The organism is Enterococcus sp. C74 (assembly GCF_040887125.1).
Taxonomy (GTDB): Bacteria; Bacillota; Bacilli; order Lactobacillales; family Enterococcaceae; genus Enterococcus_B; species Enterococcus_B hirae.
In genome coordinates this window covers 168,363-183,580 of sequence record NZ_JBFOFA010000005.1, presented here as the reverse complement: position 1 = coordinate 183,580, position 15,218 = coordinate 168,363, and the positions used below count along the sequence as shown (strand labels likewise).

General features: G+C 37.0%; 11 protein-coding genes and 2 pseudogenes. 7 read left to right on the top strand and 6 right to left on the bottom strand.

Going from position 1 to position 15,218, the window contains the following annotated elements; translation table 11 throughout:
• Positions 1-447: 447 nt before the first annotated feature.
• The 4 genes from hisS (at position 448) to AB3H93_RS08715 (ending at position 7,234) form a co-directional block, all read left to right on the top strand.
• On the top strand, positions 448-1,740 hold the full coding sequence (gene hisS, locus AB3H93_RS08730; protein ID WP_010720876.1) for a histidine--tRNA ligase: 1,293 nt from the start codon (positions 448-450) through the stop codon (positions 1,738-1,740).
• Between the two features lie 14 nt (positions 1,741-1,754).
• On the top strand, positions 1,755-3,521 hold the full coding sequence (aspS, locus tag AB3H93_RS08725; RefSeq protein ID WP_081128424.1) for an aspartate--tRNA ligase: 1,767 nt from the start codon (positions 1,755-1,757) through the stop codon (positions 3,519-3,521).
• Between the two features lie 448 nt (positions 3,522-3,969).
• Positions 3,970-4,845: a YitT family protein gene (locus tag AB3H93_RS08720; protein WP_010720874.1), complete on the top strand. Its 876-nt coding sequence runs from the start codon at positions 3,970-3,972 to the stop codon at positions 4,843-4,845.
• A 442-nt stretch (positions 4,846-5,287) separates the two neighbouring features.
• Entirely contained in the window at positions 5,288-7,234 is a 1,947-nt protein-coding gene (locus AB3H93_RS08715; RefSeq protein WP_010720873.1) for an acyltransferase family protein, read from the top strand.
• Positions 7,235-7,347: 113 nt separating this feature from the next.
• Here AB3H93_RS08715 and AB3H93_RS08710 read toward each other — a convergent pair.
• The 6 genes and pseudogenes from AB3H93_RS08710 to AB3H93_RS08685 form a co-directional block, all read right to left on the bottom strand.
• A pseudogene (locus AB3H93_RS08710) lies at positions 7,348-7,605 on the bottom strand (transposase); the annotation flags it as partial.
• Positions 7,606-7,632: 27 nt separating this feature from the next.
• A complete protein-coding gene (locus AB3H93_RS08705) occupies positions 7,633-7,911 on the bottom strand; it encodes a hypothetical protein (protein ID WP_081128426.1) in 279 nt (92 codons plus the stop codon).
• A 46-nt stretch (positions 7,912-7,957) separates the two neighbouring features.
• On the bottom strand, positions 7,958-8,347 hold the full coding sequence (locus AB3H93_RS08700) for a hypothetical protein (protein ID WP_181915117.1): 390 nt from the start codon (positions 8,345-8,347) through the stop codon (positions 7,958-7,960).
• A 268-nt stretch (positions 8,348-8,615) separates the two neighbouring features.
• Positions 8,616-8,723, bottom strand: a pseudogene (locus AB3H93_RS08695) (transposase); the annotation flags it as partial.
• Between the two features lie 266 nt (positions 8,724-8,989).
• On the bottom strand, positions 8,990-9,271 hold the full coding sequence (locus tag AB3H93_RS08690) for a GIY-YIG nuclease family protein (protein WP_123875011.1): 282 nt from the start codon (positions 9,269-9,271) through the stop codon (positions 8,990-8,992).
• Positions 9,261-9,995, bottom strand: a complete 735-nt coding sequence (locus tag AB3H93_RS08685) for a tRNA1(Val) (adenine(37)-N6)-methyltransferase (RefSeq protein ID WP_010720871.1) — start codon at positions 9,993-9,995, stop codon at positions 9,261-9,263. Before AB3H93_RS08685 ends, AB3H93_RS08690 begins: the two co-directional genes overlap by 11 nt.
• 128 nt (positions 9,996-10,123) lie before the next feature.
• On the opposite strand from AB3H93_RS08685, the gene AB3H93_RS08680 reads away from it, so the two are divergent.
• From AB3H93_RS08680 to AB3H93_RS08670, 3 genes are all read left to right on the top strand, one after another.
• Positions 10,124-10,750, top strand: a complete 627-nt coding sequence (locus tag AB3H93_RS08680; protein WP_010720870.1) for a 1-acyl-sn-glycerol-3-phosphate acyltransferase — start codon at positions 10,124-10,126, stop codon at positions 10,748-10,750.
• A 200-nt stretch (positions 10,751-10,950) separates the two neighbouring features.
• On the top strand, positions 10,951-12,078 hold the full coding sequence (locus AB3H93_RS08675) for an exonuclease SbcCD subunit D (RefSeq protein WP_368020445.1): 1,128 nt from the start codon (positions 10,951-10,953) through the stop codon (positions 12,076-12,078).
• A complete protein-coding gene (locus AB3H93_RS08670; protein ID WP_368020444.1) occupies positions 12,078-15,212 on the top strand; it encodes an SbcC/MukB-like Walker B domain-containing protein in 3,135 nt (1,044 codons plus the stop codon). The genes AB3H93_RS08675 and AB3H93_RS08670 overlap by 1 nt, the downstream gene beginning before the upstream one ends.
• Positions 15,213-15,218: the final 6 nt, after the last annotated feature.

The window sequence follows — 15,218 nt, the reverse complement described above, 5'->3', positions numbered from 1 at the left end:
AGAGAAGGTCGTGACAGAAGAAGTTAGCTCTGAAAAAATGAGCGTGTGCTGGAATGAAGGATGCTAGTAATTAAAGAGATGTTTCATTCAGCTAGTCGGTTAGCACCTTATTAATTCTCAGTTGATTTACAGATTTTTCTTGACTTTACGCCTTGTTTTTAGTAGGTTATAGGTAATATTGAAAATATCAATGAAAGAGCGAGTAAGTTTCTGAAGCTTTACAAGAGAGGATCATCAAGGCTGAAAATGATCTAAAGTTTTAGGTTCTAAAAGACACTCTGGAGATGGACGAGTGAAAAGCCGTCCCGTGTACGAGCGTTAATCGTTAGAGGAAAGAGCAATCTTTCAAAAATAGGTGGTACCGTGTATGAATTAGTCATTCACCCTTGTTCGTAATGAATAAGGGTGGATTTTTTTTTTACATAGAAAAGTAAAGGGGAGAAAAAAATGAGTTTCCAAAGACCAAAAGGAACAAATGATATTTTACCTGGTGAGTCAGAAAAATGGCAGTTCGTGGAAGAAACAGCGCGTTTATTGTTTAGAGATTATCAATACAATGAAATCCGCACGCCTATTTTTGAACACTATGAAGTCATTTCTCGAAGTGTAGGGGATACAACGGATATCGTGTCAAAAGAAATGTATGATTTCTATGACAAAGGGGAACGCCACATCACTTTACGTCCAGAAGGAACAGCACCGATCGTTCGTTCTTTTGTGGAACATAAATTATTTGGACCAGAATATGCAAAACCTTATAAAACATTTTATATGGGACCAATGTTTCGTTATGAACGCCCTCAAAAAGGTCGTTTACGTCAATTCCATCAAATCGGAGTAGAAGCTTTTGGTTCTGACAATCCAGCAACTGACGTGGAAAGCATGGTTATGGCCCTTGATTTCTTCAAACAATTAGGAATCACTCAAATTCGATTAGTGATCAACTCGCTAGGAGATAAAGAAACGCGTCAAGCATATCGTCAAGCATTGATCGACTATCTTTCACCATTTGAAAAAGAGTTGAGTGAAGATTCACAACGTCGTTTGCATGAGAATCCGTTGCGGGTGTTAGATAGTAAAGACAAACGAGATCAAAAGTTTGTTGCTGATGCACCATCGATTTTAGATTTCTTAAGCGAAACAGCGCAAAAACATTTTGATATGGTCGTTGCTATGTTGGATGCACTTAATATACCTTACGAAATCGATAGCACGATGGTTCGAGGGTTGGATTACTATACACATACAATCTTTGAGATTATGAGTGATGCACCAAAGATGGGCGCACAAGCGACGATTTGTGCAGGTGGACGTTACGATAATCTGGTTGAAGAACTAGGCGGACCTCAAACACCCGGTTTTGGTTTTGCGATGGGGATTGAACGCTTGCTGTTAACAATGGAAGCAGAAGAAGTCGTGATTCCGGCATTTAATGAATTAGATGCTTATGTCGTGGCTTTAGGTGAAGAAACGAATATCGAAGCATTGAAACTGGTGCAAACGATCCGCAATTTTGGGTTTTCAGCTGATCGTGATTTTATGGATCGTAAAGCAAAAGCACAATTCAAAACGGCTGATAAAGCGAATGCTAAGTTAGTGTTAGTTATTGGCGGAGATGAGCTGGAAAACCAAACCGTCACAGTCAAATCAATGGCTAATAGAAAAGAAAAAAGCTTTAGTTTAACAGAAGTTTATGAACATTTTGATGAAGTCTATGATGAAATGACTTTATTCGAGTAGGAGGAAAAAGAAAAATGGCACAAAGAACAACTTATTGCGGTTTGATTTCAGCAAAAGAACTAGATCAAACTGTTACATTAAAAGGGTGGGTACAAAAGCGAAGAGACCTAGGGGGAGTAATCTTTATTGATTTACGTGACCGAGAAGGAATCGTCCAAATCGTTTTCAATCCTGAAGTCAATAAAGAAGCATGGGAAATCGCGGATAAATGTCGGAGTGAATACGTGATTGAAATCACTGGTGTGGTTCGTAAACGTGAAGAGCTAGCCATCAACCCTAAAATGGTCACTGGTGAATATGAAGTATTCGCAAACGAAATTGTTATCTTGAACAAAGCAAAAACACCACCGTTTTTGATTGAAGACGATCAAACAGTCGGAGACGAGATCCGTATGAAATATCGTTATTTAGATTTGCGTCGTCCAAAAATGACGAAAAATATCAAAATGAGAAATGAAACAACGAAAGCAATCCGTCATTATTTAGATGATAATGATTTCATGGATATCGAAACACCTTATTTAGGAAAATCAACGCCAGAAGGGGCTCGTGACTATCTTGTTCCTTCGCGTGTTTACCCAGGGCACTTTTATGCTTTACCTCAATCACCGCAGTTGTTTAAACAATTATTGATGAACGCAGGGTTTGATCGTTACTACCAAATCGTTCGTTGTTTTCGTGACGAAGATCTTCGTGGTGATCGTCAGCCAGAATTTACTCAAGTAGATATTGAAACGACATTCTTGACGGCAGAAGAAATCCAAGCTTATACCGAAGGCTTGATTGCGAAAGTGATGAAAGATGTTCGTGGAATCGACGTTACTTTACCGTTTCCTCGCATGACGTATGACGAAGCAATGAATCGCTACGGTAGTGATAAACCAGATACACGTTTTGAGATGGAGTTGATCGACTTAAGTGAAATCGTCAAAGATGTTGATTTCAAAGTCTTCCAAATGGCTCTTGAAAAAGGTGGCGTCGTCAAAGTTTTAAATGCTAAAAATGCTTCAAGCAACTACTCTCGTAAAGATTTAGATAATCTTGGGCAATACGCTAGCCAATTTGGTGCGAAGGGATTAGCTTGGCTAAAAGTAGAAGAGGACGGCTTGAAAGGTCCAATCGCTAAATTTATGGGAGATGCAACAGAAGCAATCGTTCAAGCGACAAACGCTGAAGTTGGAGACATTTTATTATTTGGTGCGGATACAAAAGAAATCGTAGCTGCAACACTAGGTGCAATCCGTACACGCTTAGGAAAAGAATTAGGCTTAATTGATGAATCAAAATTCAATTTCTTGTGGATCACAGAATGGCCACAATTTGAATATTCTGCAGAAGAAGGACGCTACGTATCCGCTCATCATCCATTTACGATGCCAAAAGAAGAAGATCTTGAACGCTTGAGTACAGATCCAGCTAGTGTCTATGCAGAAGCATATGATATCGTATTGAATGGCTATGAGCTAGGCGGTGGTTCAATCCGGATCCATACTCGTGAAATCCAAGAAAAAGTCTTAGAAACTTTAGGCTTTACGAAGGAACAAATGGAGGAACAATTTGGTTTCCTATTAACTGCATTGGATTATGGGTTCCCACCACATGGCGGTATTGCTCTTGGCTTGGACCGTTTTGTGATGTTACTTGCTGGTGAAGAAAACATTCGTGAAGTTATTGCTTTCCCTAAAAATGGTAGAGCAGCGGATGTCATGAGTGATGCACCAAGTACGGTATCAGATGCCCAATTATTTGACTTGAATATTGATGTAACCAGCATGGACTAAGTTTATTCGTATTGAACAAAAGACTAGTAACTCAATTCCATTGATCGTTTTATAAATAATAAGTACGGGAGTCTGGACTAGGTGTAAAAAGACTCTCGTACTTGTTTATGTTGTCTTGATTTAATTCCAAAACGATTTATAATTAAGCCATAGCGTATAATGTCAGTTGAGTTTTAACCCATATTTTCAATGGATGCTACGTTTAGTGATGCGATAGGCGAAGAATGAATCCTTCTTTTTGGTTAGTGTAATGATGGATCATTATAGAGTAGTCACTGAACGTAATCGTTCGTTCTTTCATTATATACTACGTATCTTTACTCACTATCCAAATTAAAATTAAGAAAGGAAATTCCGGGAAAAGAGAGAAATTGACTTCCAGCCAATGATTGTCTCTTCATACGAATTCATATGAAAATTACGAAATCGTAACCGGAAATACAAAGCAATGAAAAAAACTTTCGAAAATTGGGCGCATCATGATTATACGACCAAGCTTTCGGTATCTATCGTTTATGCATTGATTGCATCAGTAGCACTAAACTTTTTTTATCAACCAGGACATATTTATTCAAGCGGAATCACTGGCTTGGCACAAATACTGACTACTTTATCTAAATCGTTGATTGGATTCGAAGTACCCGTCTCAACGACTTTATACTTATTGAATATTCCTTTATTTGTTCTTGCTTGGGTGAAGATCGGTAAGAAGTTTACGATTTTTACATTTATCACCGTGACATTGACGTCACTTTGTATCCATATCCTTCCTCTAACGGTTCTTTCAACTGATCCAATCATCTGCGCGATTTTTGGGGGTGCTGTGATGGGGTTAGGGATCGGGTTAGCCTTAAGAAATGGCTTATCCTCAGGTGGTTTGGATATCGTCAGTATCACTATTCGTAAAAAGACAGGAAAATCGATTGGTTCAATTTCGATTTACTTCAATGCATTGATTGTTTTCGTAGCTGGTATCCTTTTTGGCTGGCAATACATGTTTTATAGCGCACTTTCGATCTTTGTCAGTGGAAAAGTAACCGACGTGATGTATACGAAACAAAAGAAAATGCAAGTGATGATCGTAACGAAGCATCCCGAACGAGTAGTCAATGAAATTCAAAACTGTATGCGTCGTGGAATCACGATCATCAATGAGGCAGAAGGAGCTTACAAGCACGATAAACAAACGGTGTTGATGACGATCGTTACACGCTATGAGTTGCCTTTGTTAAGAGAAGCGATGAAAGCTTCTGATCCACAAGCGTTTGTCAGTATCGCCGAAAATGTCCAAATTCTTGGTCGGTTTTATGAAGAGGGCGTTTAGTGCAAGTGCAACTTATTGACAGAAAAAGTGACATATCCAAATAAATGAATCGATCAGTGTGGCTGGAAACAACTTTATTCTACAAATCGTTTGATAAAGTTGGGCATTGTGTAGCTTGATTTGTATCTGGAGGGTGAGAATCTTCAAACAGTTTATCCTGTTTTGAGATTTTCACCCTTCATTTTGCTAAATTTGTCGTAACGATCTTAGTAAAGTGATTCTTTCAGTTAGATGTAATCTTACTGAGACTTCAAGGTTATTTTTAGTTATATGTTGTTCATAGTTGAATTTTTATTAAAGTTGCGGAAAAAGTTATTCTTTTTTTCAAAGTTTTATGGGAAGATAGAAATGATAGCGAAAATCATATGAATTTTTCTTGCTATTTTTGTACAATACACGTATATTACAAATGAAAAAAGTTTATGAAAAGTTGGAATATTGAATGGAAAAACAAAAAAGGTTAAAAAATAGTCGCTACATTACTGGTTTTGACGGTATTCGTTCTTTGGCAGTAGTAGGAGTGATTTTGTACCATTTGCTCCCTACAAGTTTGAAGGGTGGTTATTTGGGCGTCCCGATATTTTTTGTTGTATCAGGCTATTTGATCACTGATTTACTACGGCAAGAATGGGAACAAAATGGCAAAATCAATATTTGGCAGTTTTATGTCCGACGAATGAAAAGGTTATATCCAGGATTAGTGTTTTTACTAATCACTGCATCTGCTTATATTACGTTATTTCAACGAGGGTTATTGAATAACTTACGAGGAACAGTCGTTAGTAGTTTATTGTATGTCAACAACTGGTGGCAAATAAAAAATGGTTTGTCTTATTTTGATCGATTTGCCAATGAATCACCGTTTACCCATATTTGGTCATTGGCGGTGGAAGGTCAAAACTACTTAGTTTGGCCCATTCTTTTTGTTTTGTTAATGGTTTTTGTACGTAAAAAGAAGTGGATCGTTTATACAGTCTTAGGAGGATCACTTATTTCTGCGATCCTCATGATGATCCTGTTTACGCCAGGCGGCGATCCAACTCGAGTATATTATGGAACAGATACGCGATTGTTTTCAATTTGGTTAGGAAGTGCTTTGGCTTTTGTCTGGCCAAGTACCCGATTGAAAAAAAATATTCCAAAGCAAGCAAAACGGGTGTTGAATCTAGCCGGATTGATTTCACTGATCGCATTGATCCTCTTCTTTTTCTTGTTAGATGATCATTATAGTTTTGTCTATTATGGGGGCATGCTGTTAGTTAGTCTCTTCTGTGTCGTTTTAGTTGCGGTAACAGCGCATCCAGGCGCAAGTGTGAACAAATGGTTAACCAATCCCGTGTTTTCTTGGATCGGTAAACGAAGTTACGGCATCTATCTGTATCAATTTCCAGTCATGATTTTTTATGAAGCAAAAGTTGCGAATATTGCGGATCATGTTTTGCTTCATACATTGATCGAGATTTCATTGATCCTGATCATTAGCGAACTTTCTTATCGCTACATTGAACGTCCTTTGGCACGATTCGATTATGGACAAACGATTCAAGTAGTCAAAGGCTGGTTCACTAAGCCGATTATCAGCAAGCAAAAACCTTGGGTCATTCCGGGAACATTGATGGTGTTGATCGCTCTTGTTGGTTTTGTTACAGCACCTAAGAATTCAGTGACTGCGGATCAAAAAAAATTACAAGCACAAATTGCTGAAAGTAAAAGATTGGCGGAGGAAAGCCAGAAAAATGAAGATAATAATTCCAACACCGTTGATCAAGCAGTTCTTGATAAATATGGGCTAACAGCTAAACAAGGAAAGAAAGCGCAGAAATTAGAATTGACAGCATTTGGGGACTCAGTCATGTTAGATGCAGCGACTGATTTGAAGGAGTTATATCCTAAAGTTGTTGTTGATGGAGACGTTGGTCGACAATTATATGCGAGTGAGCCATATATTGAAGAACTGAAAAAACAAAACTTATTGAAAGATACGGTTTTGATTGGCTTAGGAACAAATGGAGCCTTTTCTGAATCGCAATTTGATAGCATCATGAGTGCCTTAGGAGATCGTAAAGTTTACTGGGTAAATGTCCGCGTTCCTACAAAACGTTGGCAAAACGATGTGAATGCCTTGTTAGCACAAATGGCTAAAAAATACGATAATCTTACATTGATCGACTGGTATGATTATAGTAATAGCCACAATGATTGGTTTTATGATGACCAAGTACATCCAAATCCAGAAGGAATGAAACACTATATCCATTTAGTAAGCGAAACTTTATTAGGGAAAGATAAAACGAAGAAAACTGTTTCAAGTGAATCAACCCAAAATGATACGAATACTAATAGTGGTAGTGTAGCTAGTTCTGCTAATGGAAATGGTAGTACGGAATAGTTGAATAAGAGATAAGACATCTTGATTTTCCGGCTCTTTGTCAATAAGGACTGATGAGTGGTATAAAATTAAATCCGGGTCAGAATAAACCTCATTCTGACACGGATTTTTTGTTATTTCACGTTAATTAATTGATTGCTCAAAAAGATCCTAATATTCATGTTCTCAAATGATTTAAGTCCGTAAGCTACACATTTGACTGTCTTTATGTGGGGATTCTTTGCTTCTATTTTTCCATTAGAGTAAGGGTAAATCAGTGCATTGGTAATTCCTTCTTCATAAGAAAGAAGGTTTTGAAGTTTCGCTCGAAAGCGATCATCCAGCGCTTATGGAAGTTTTTTTAATAAGGAGAAGAATAAGATAGAATCTTTGAGATGAAACATCTTCTTCTTCCTAGGTCAATTAATAGTTGAAAAAATAATAAATAAAATCAAAAGTATAATTTCAATCAGTGGTTCAATCCAAATTTTTTCTGAATTTATAAATACATTCTTTTTATTTTTAACTAGTCCACCACCATATTCTTTTGGAAGTATTAGTTCCAAGAGAAAACCAAATAATAATGGTATTAAAAATACATACTTAGATCCTTTTATTAGTAAGTAGACAGAAGAAAAACTAAGTAAGAACTGTATTACTTTGACTATTCTAATAGAACGAATCGTTTTTAATTTCAATATACTGTCACCTTTCGTTTATACAAGAATCATAACTTTATCTTTCCTATAAAGTTAATACGCCAGTGTATTGATAATATGCACCAATATGCGTGCCGTTTTTATACTTACCCGTCCACTTCACATAGCCTTGGTATTTTTTTCCGTCTTTATATTTAACTTGCCAAATTTTTGTCAAGCTTGGAATCCAACGACTTGATCCATATGGTTTGTTTTGCATATAAACATACTCAGAAAAATTAAGCGTGCTAGCGCTACTATGTATCATTAATCCTGACATGTCATACTGTATATTATTAGTGGGTTCGGCTATAACTTCTTCAGTACCAGCCATAGTGTTTTCACTGGCAAAAGCAACTTCACCTATAATAATCATTGAACACGTCATTACCATGTATGTAGTTAAAATTAAGCCTTTTAGTATCACTTTTTTCATTATTCTTCACCTCCTTAAATTAATTTGACACCATACTTCCTATTTCAATTTATCACGTTACCTTTAAATGCTGCCGATATTTTCACAAAGTATCGTTTTAAACTCATAACTGCTAATAATTTTTGATTTTTGGTTGTAACTTTATGTAAAAATCATCAAATCCATAAAACGCCTCAACATTATTTTAATTCTTTGTCAATAAGAACCGATGAGTGGTATAAAATCAAATCCGGGTCAGAATGAACCTTATTCTGACTCGGATTTTTTGTTATTTCACGTTAATTAATTGATCGCTCAAAAAGATCCTAATATTCATGTTCTCAAATGATTTAAATCCGTAAGCTACACGTTTGATTGTCTTTATATGGGGATTCTTCTGGAAGCTTTCGTAAGCAACCTCGATACATCATCAGTCCCATAAATTATAGAGCCGATTTTCCTCTATCAATAAGTGCTGAACTCATTTGAAAGGATCTCAAGATGTCTTTTCAATTGTTTGAAGTAGGTAACAATCAACAGCCAAAAAACTAATTTTTGTGTTTTTGTTTAGTTCTCATACATTCCCTTAAAAGGTCGATTCAGCCCCAGTAATATTGCCCCAAATTATTGTTCTGGCAACATGCCCAGTAATATTGACCCAAATTATTGTTCTGGCAACATGTGAGAGGGCTGTGTCTTTAAATACCGTTCTTTTTGAGAGCGCGTGAGTTTTTTAAAGGCTGCTTCGGCTTTTGTTGCGTCACTCCTAGTTGCAAACACCTCAGCATGGATCATTTTGACGGGGCGCCTTTTTTGTAATCGGGTATATTTAGCTCCTGTCCCATGATTGTGTTCTGCTAATCTTCTTGAAAGATCCGTCGTATAGCCACCGTAAAACGTGCCATCTTTACAAGCTAAGACATAAAAATAATGCTCACTGGCCATAAAGAATTTCTCGGATTTCATTTGTATAGCTACCATCAGGCATGTATGTGATCAACGGTGAAGCAACTTTAAAGCCATCTAATTTGCCTTCTTTGATTCCTTCGATCAACAAAATATTTGCCTCTTTCCCCATTTTTGGATAAACGAATTGAATTTTTTTAGGGGCGATACGGTGTTTTTCTAGTAACTGAATAATTTCTAAAAAGCGGTCTGGGCGATGGACCATTGCAAAGCGTCCATTGGTTTTTAATAATTTACTAGAAATTTGGATCACATCTTCAAGGGTAGTATGGATTTCATGTCGAGCAATCGCTAAATGCTCATTCGGATTTTTTTTATTGGTTGGTAATCCCTTAAAATAAGGGGGATTACAGACGACTAAATCACATGAATTATGACGAACAACGGATAAACTTTCTTTTAAATCAAGCGTATGGATGGTCATTTGGTGTGTTAGCTCGTTTAATTGGATACTACGTCTTGCCATATCCGCTAAACGTGGTTGAATTTCGATTCCATCAATCAACGCATTCGTTCGTTTGCTCAAAAAAAGACCGACTGCACCATTCCCTGCACAGAGGTCAACGATTTGTCCTTTTTTCGGTACACGTGCAAAATGAGCAAGCAAAACAGCATCTAGTGAAAAAGAAAAAACGTGAGGACTTTGAATGATTTTAATATCATTTGCATATAATTGATCGATCCGTTCATCTTCGTGAAGCATGGGTTCCCTCCAAAATGAAAAAACTAATTGATTGTATTATACTATTTTTATAAAAAAGAACCAAGGTAGCTTGTAAAGTTTCCTAAATTTAGGCATACTATGACCATACACCTAGAAAGGAAGAGACTATGTTCTATCGATTTATGAGAGGGCTAGTCCGAGTGATCTTAGCAGTGATCAACGGCAATGCCCGATATGAAAATAAAGAAGTTTTACCACAAGATGAGAATTATATTTTGGTAGCGCCACATCGAACTTGGTGGGATCCTTTATATCTTGCTGTAGCAGCTTCGCCTAAAGAATTTAGCTTTATGGCAAAAGAAGAATTATTCAAAAATCCAGTATTACGCTTTATTTTGACACATGCCCATGCGTTTCCAGTAAAAAGAGAAAATCCAGGACCTAGTGTCATCAAAACGCCAGTTAAAATTTTAAAATCTACTCATTTAGGTTTGATCATGTTCCCAAGTGGAACAAGACATGCAACGGAATTAAAAGGCGGAATGGCATTGATTTCTAAAATGTCAAAAGCAAAAATCGTTCCTGCTGTCTACCAAGGACCATTAACTTTGGGTGACTTATTCAAGCGAAAACGGGTGGTTGTACGTTTTGGTGAACCAATCGATTTGTCTGATATCAAAAAAACAGACAAAGAAGGAATGGCAGAAATCGAACGTAGAACACAAGCCGCTTTCGATCAACTAGACAAAGAAGTCAATCCTGACTTTAAATATGAAATCAAAAATAAAAAGTAAATGATTCTTTTTCAATAAAAATCAAAGTGCAAGGTAATGATAAAAGTTGTGATTCTTTCTAAGCATGGGCCTATCTATGTTTATACGGAATCAGCAACTTTTTTTCATTGCCTATTTGTTTTAGTCCGTAATGATCCTAGGTATCATGTAATGAGGGGAAGTGTTATAATAATTAGAAGGACATTTTTTGAGGTGATGAGATGCGTTTTTTACATACAGCTGATTGGCATATTGGAAAAAAACTACAAGGATACGATCGAATCAAGGAACAAGAGCATGTTTTAACCCAGATCTTAGCAATTGCAAAAGAAGAAAATGTTGATGCAATCGTGATTGCGGGAGATCTTTATGATCGAAGTGTTCCGTCTGTGGATGCCATTGAAGTGTTCAATCAATTGATGGTCGAATGGAATCTAAGGGAAGGATTTCCGATTTTTGCGATATCCGGAAATCATGATAGCGGTATTCGACTTTCGACAGGAACACCTTGGTTCAGTCAGTCCGATTATTATTTACAAACTAGATTGGCAGAAGCCTTTCAACCAATCATATTCAATGATACGCAATTTTTCCTTTTGCCTTATTTTGAACCAATCTCAGCGAGGATATATTTTGAAGATGAGCAAATACGCACCATTCAACAAGCAATGGAAAAAGTCATTGAGAAAATGAAAACGCAGTTTGACTCAACGAAAAAACAAGTGTTAGTGAGTCACTTTTTTGTGACCGGGAGTATGAAATCAGATTCAGAAACCAAAATTGAAGTAGGCGGATTAGATGCTGTTCCAGGAGATTTACTTGAACCATTTGATTATGTCGCATTAGGACACCTCCACAATCAAGCAGCATTGAATCAAAAAAATGCCCGTTACAGTGGGTCGCCTTTAAAATTTTCATTGTCAGAAATCAATCAAAAAAAAGGTGTTTGGATCGTAGATTTAGAAGAGGACGTCTCTTTGAATTTTCGAGAACTGACCCCGTTATATGATATTGAAGAAATAACAGCAAGTTTTAAAGAGCTGTTGAATCCAGATTTTTATCAGACGATCAATCGTGAAAATTATCTCCAAATTTATTTGGAAGATCGAACGATTATCCCTAACATGATGAATCAATTAAGAAAAATCTATCCACGGATACTTGGTGTGGAACGTTCAAACGGTCGAGTAGAACTGAAACAGGGAAAACAAAAAAAGATGATGACAAAGGATCCACATAAGATCGCACAAGGCTTTTTCAAAGAAATGACCAAGGAACAGTTGACGAACAAGCAGGAAATCTGGTTAAAAGAAACGCTACAAGAACTCACGGACAGGAATGATCAGTAATGAAACCCAAGAAATTACGACTAAAAAATTTTGGTCCTTTTATTGACGAGACAATTGATTTTGCGAAATTGACCGAAGCACCACTATTTTTGATTACTGGAAAAACAGGTGCAGGAAAAACGACTCTTTTTGATGGAATGACTTATGCATTGTTTGGTGAAACTTCTGGCAGAATCAGGACTGGTAAAGAAATGCGGTCTCTTTTTGCTACGCCTGAAGAAGAAACGTGTGTCTTTTTTTCATTTGAGCATCAGCGGCTGAATTATGAGATTGAACGTAAGCCAGAACAATTCTTGGCCAAACGTAAAGGTGAAGGCAATCGAAAGCAAGCAGCAAAAGTTTCTTTGACGATCTTTGATGAAGCGGGCAAAGAAATGCGCCAATACACGAAACGTAGTGAAGTGGATCAATTAATCAAAGAATTAATGAATCTGGATGCGAAACAGTTTTCTCAGATCGTTTTACTACCTCAAGGAGAATTTCGTAATTTTTTAATTTCATCAAGTAGTGAGAAAGAAATTGTCTTACGTAATTTGTTTGGCACGCAGTTTTTCCAACAACTTAATGAACAATTGAAAGAAAAAGCCAAAGAACATCAAAAAAATTTAGATCATCTTGAGCAAGAATTGAGTTTGCTGCAAAAACGGTTTATCCCTTTGGACACAGGAACGGTTCCTGAAACCTTAAGTTTCGATGCGTTATTCACTTATTGGCAGGCAGAGCAAACAACATTACAAGAAAGACTTCTCCAAGAAAAAAATAAACTGGTTCATTTACAAGAACAACAAAAGCAATTAGAAGATACCTATTATCATTCGCAAACATTGCAAACACGTCAGGAAGAAAAGCAAAAATTAGAGCAAAAACATGCAGAATTGATCCAGCAAGAAAGTGAAATCAATGAAATAAAACAATGGATCACTCATTATGAATTTGCTGAACGACTTGTCGATACGTTGACACGAAGTCAAGAATACCAGAAAGAACAAGCAGAACTGATTGATAAAGAACAGACTTGTTCTGAAACATTCGTGCAACAAGAACAAGCGTATGCACAGTGGCATAAAGATGAACCTGAAAGAAAAAATGCCCAACAAGAAATGGAACATGCAGCGAATCGATTACAAGTCATGAAGTCATTAATCCCAATTGCGGAAGAATGGCAAAAAAAGCAAAATGAAAGCGAAGAATTACAAAAGGCTAAGAAAAAAGCAGAAGAAAAAGAACAAAAAATTCTTCAAGAACAAGTCCAGTTAAAAGAAGAAGAACAAAGACTAGCAGAACTGCTGCTTGACCAAGATCGCTTGCACAGTGATCAATTGTGTTACGAACAACTTCGGCATGAGCAAGAAAAGTACCAAACTATCCTTACAGAAAATAACCAGAATACAGAACAGTTAAAGATGAATCAAACCAAGTTGTCCGAACTGATTACAAAACTCCAAGCTCAACAAGTAATGTTAAGCAAACAAAATAATCAAGTTGATCTTTTAAAGAGTCAATGGGCAAGCCAACAAATTGCGAAGTTGCAATTGCTATTATTACCGGGGCAACCTTGTCCAGTTTGTGGGTCAACGGATCATCCTAAACAACAAAATGAGCATGTATTGCCTAATCAAGAAGAATTTGTCCAACTGGAAGCAAATTTAGCCGAGGCAGAAACAAACCTTGAACAAATCAATCAAGAAATAGGGCGTAGTGAAGCAGAAAAAGCACAAATAGAACAAAAAATAGCTGACTTGGAAAACTTCGGAACAGAAAAACAAGTAGAGATCCAAAAAAGCAAAGAACGATTACAACATTTGATCCAGCAGTCGTTTAAATTTGCCATAGCAGATGATCCTCTTGTATCCTTAGGAAAAATCCAGCATGATTTAGATTCGCGTGCAGAGGCCATCACACAGGCAAAAATCGCTACTCAAACACTAACTGAACGTTTAAGTCTTATCGAAGATCAGCGAAAGAAGATCACCGAACAAATCAGCCAAAACAAAGAAGAGCTCCAACAAGTACAAGGGGAGCTTGTTACCTTGACGAAACAGTTAGAAGGACAAAATACTCAGACTTTGATTGAGGATGTCAACCAATTAGAAGAAAATGTTGCGATGAAAGCCCAATGGTTAGCAGAAGAAAAAACAAAAGAACTTCGTTTTTCTCAAGAAATCAGTTTGTTAAAAGCGCAAATGGCTAATATTCATGAGCAACAGGCAAAAATTGAAAATAAAATTCAGCGTATCCAAGAGCAAATTTCAGCAAAAATAAAAGAGCAAGCTTACTTTAAAGAAGCAGATGAGGTATTGGCATTTGCTAAACAAACAGTTGAATACCAAGAGAAGAGTCAACTGGTCAACGCATATGAGAAAGAACGATTAATCGTTGAAGACCGCTTAAGCCAGTTGAACCATGTTGCTTTAGCTGAAACACTTCCTGATTTAGAACAATTGGAGCAACAACTAGATGAGCTAAAAGCTGCGGTTCAAACACAACAGGAACATTGTTATCACTTGCAAGAGCAAGAACAGCAGAATCAGCAAATCATCGAAGAATTTTCTTCGATTTATCAAGCGAGTCAAGAACAATTAGATGAATTGATCCAACTACAACAATTATCGCAAACGATGAATGGGGAAAACCCTAGAAAAACCAGCTTGGAAAGATACGTACTACAAGTGTATTTACAAGAAGTACTACAAGTGGCAAATGTGCGATTGCAACGTCTGACGAAAAATCGTTACCAATTTGAGCTTGCAGATGAAGTGGGAAGTTACCGTGGGAAAACAGGGTTGGAGATCAATATCTATGATGATGAAGCAGGTCTGACACGTGGGGCTCATACGCTATCTGGTGGCGAAAGTTTTATTGCAGCTTTATCCTTAGCGTTGGCTTTAGCTGAAGTGATCCAGACACAAGCCGGTGGTGTGTTGATCGAAGCGTTATTCATTGATGAAGGATTTGGATCGTTAGATGAAGAAGCACTTGAAATGGCGATTGAAGCATTAGAAACAATTGAAAGTGAAGGTCGTATGATCGGGATCATCAGCCATGTGAGAGAATTAAAAGAACGAGTAGTACAACAAATCAGAATCGAAACAGAAGGTAGCGGACAAAGTAAAGTACGCTATCATCTTGGATAAGAGGGG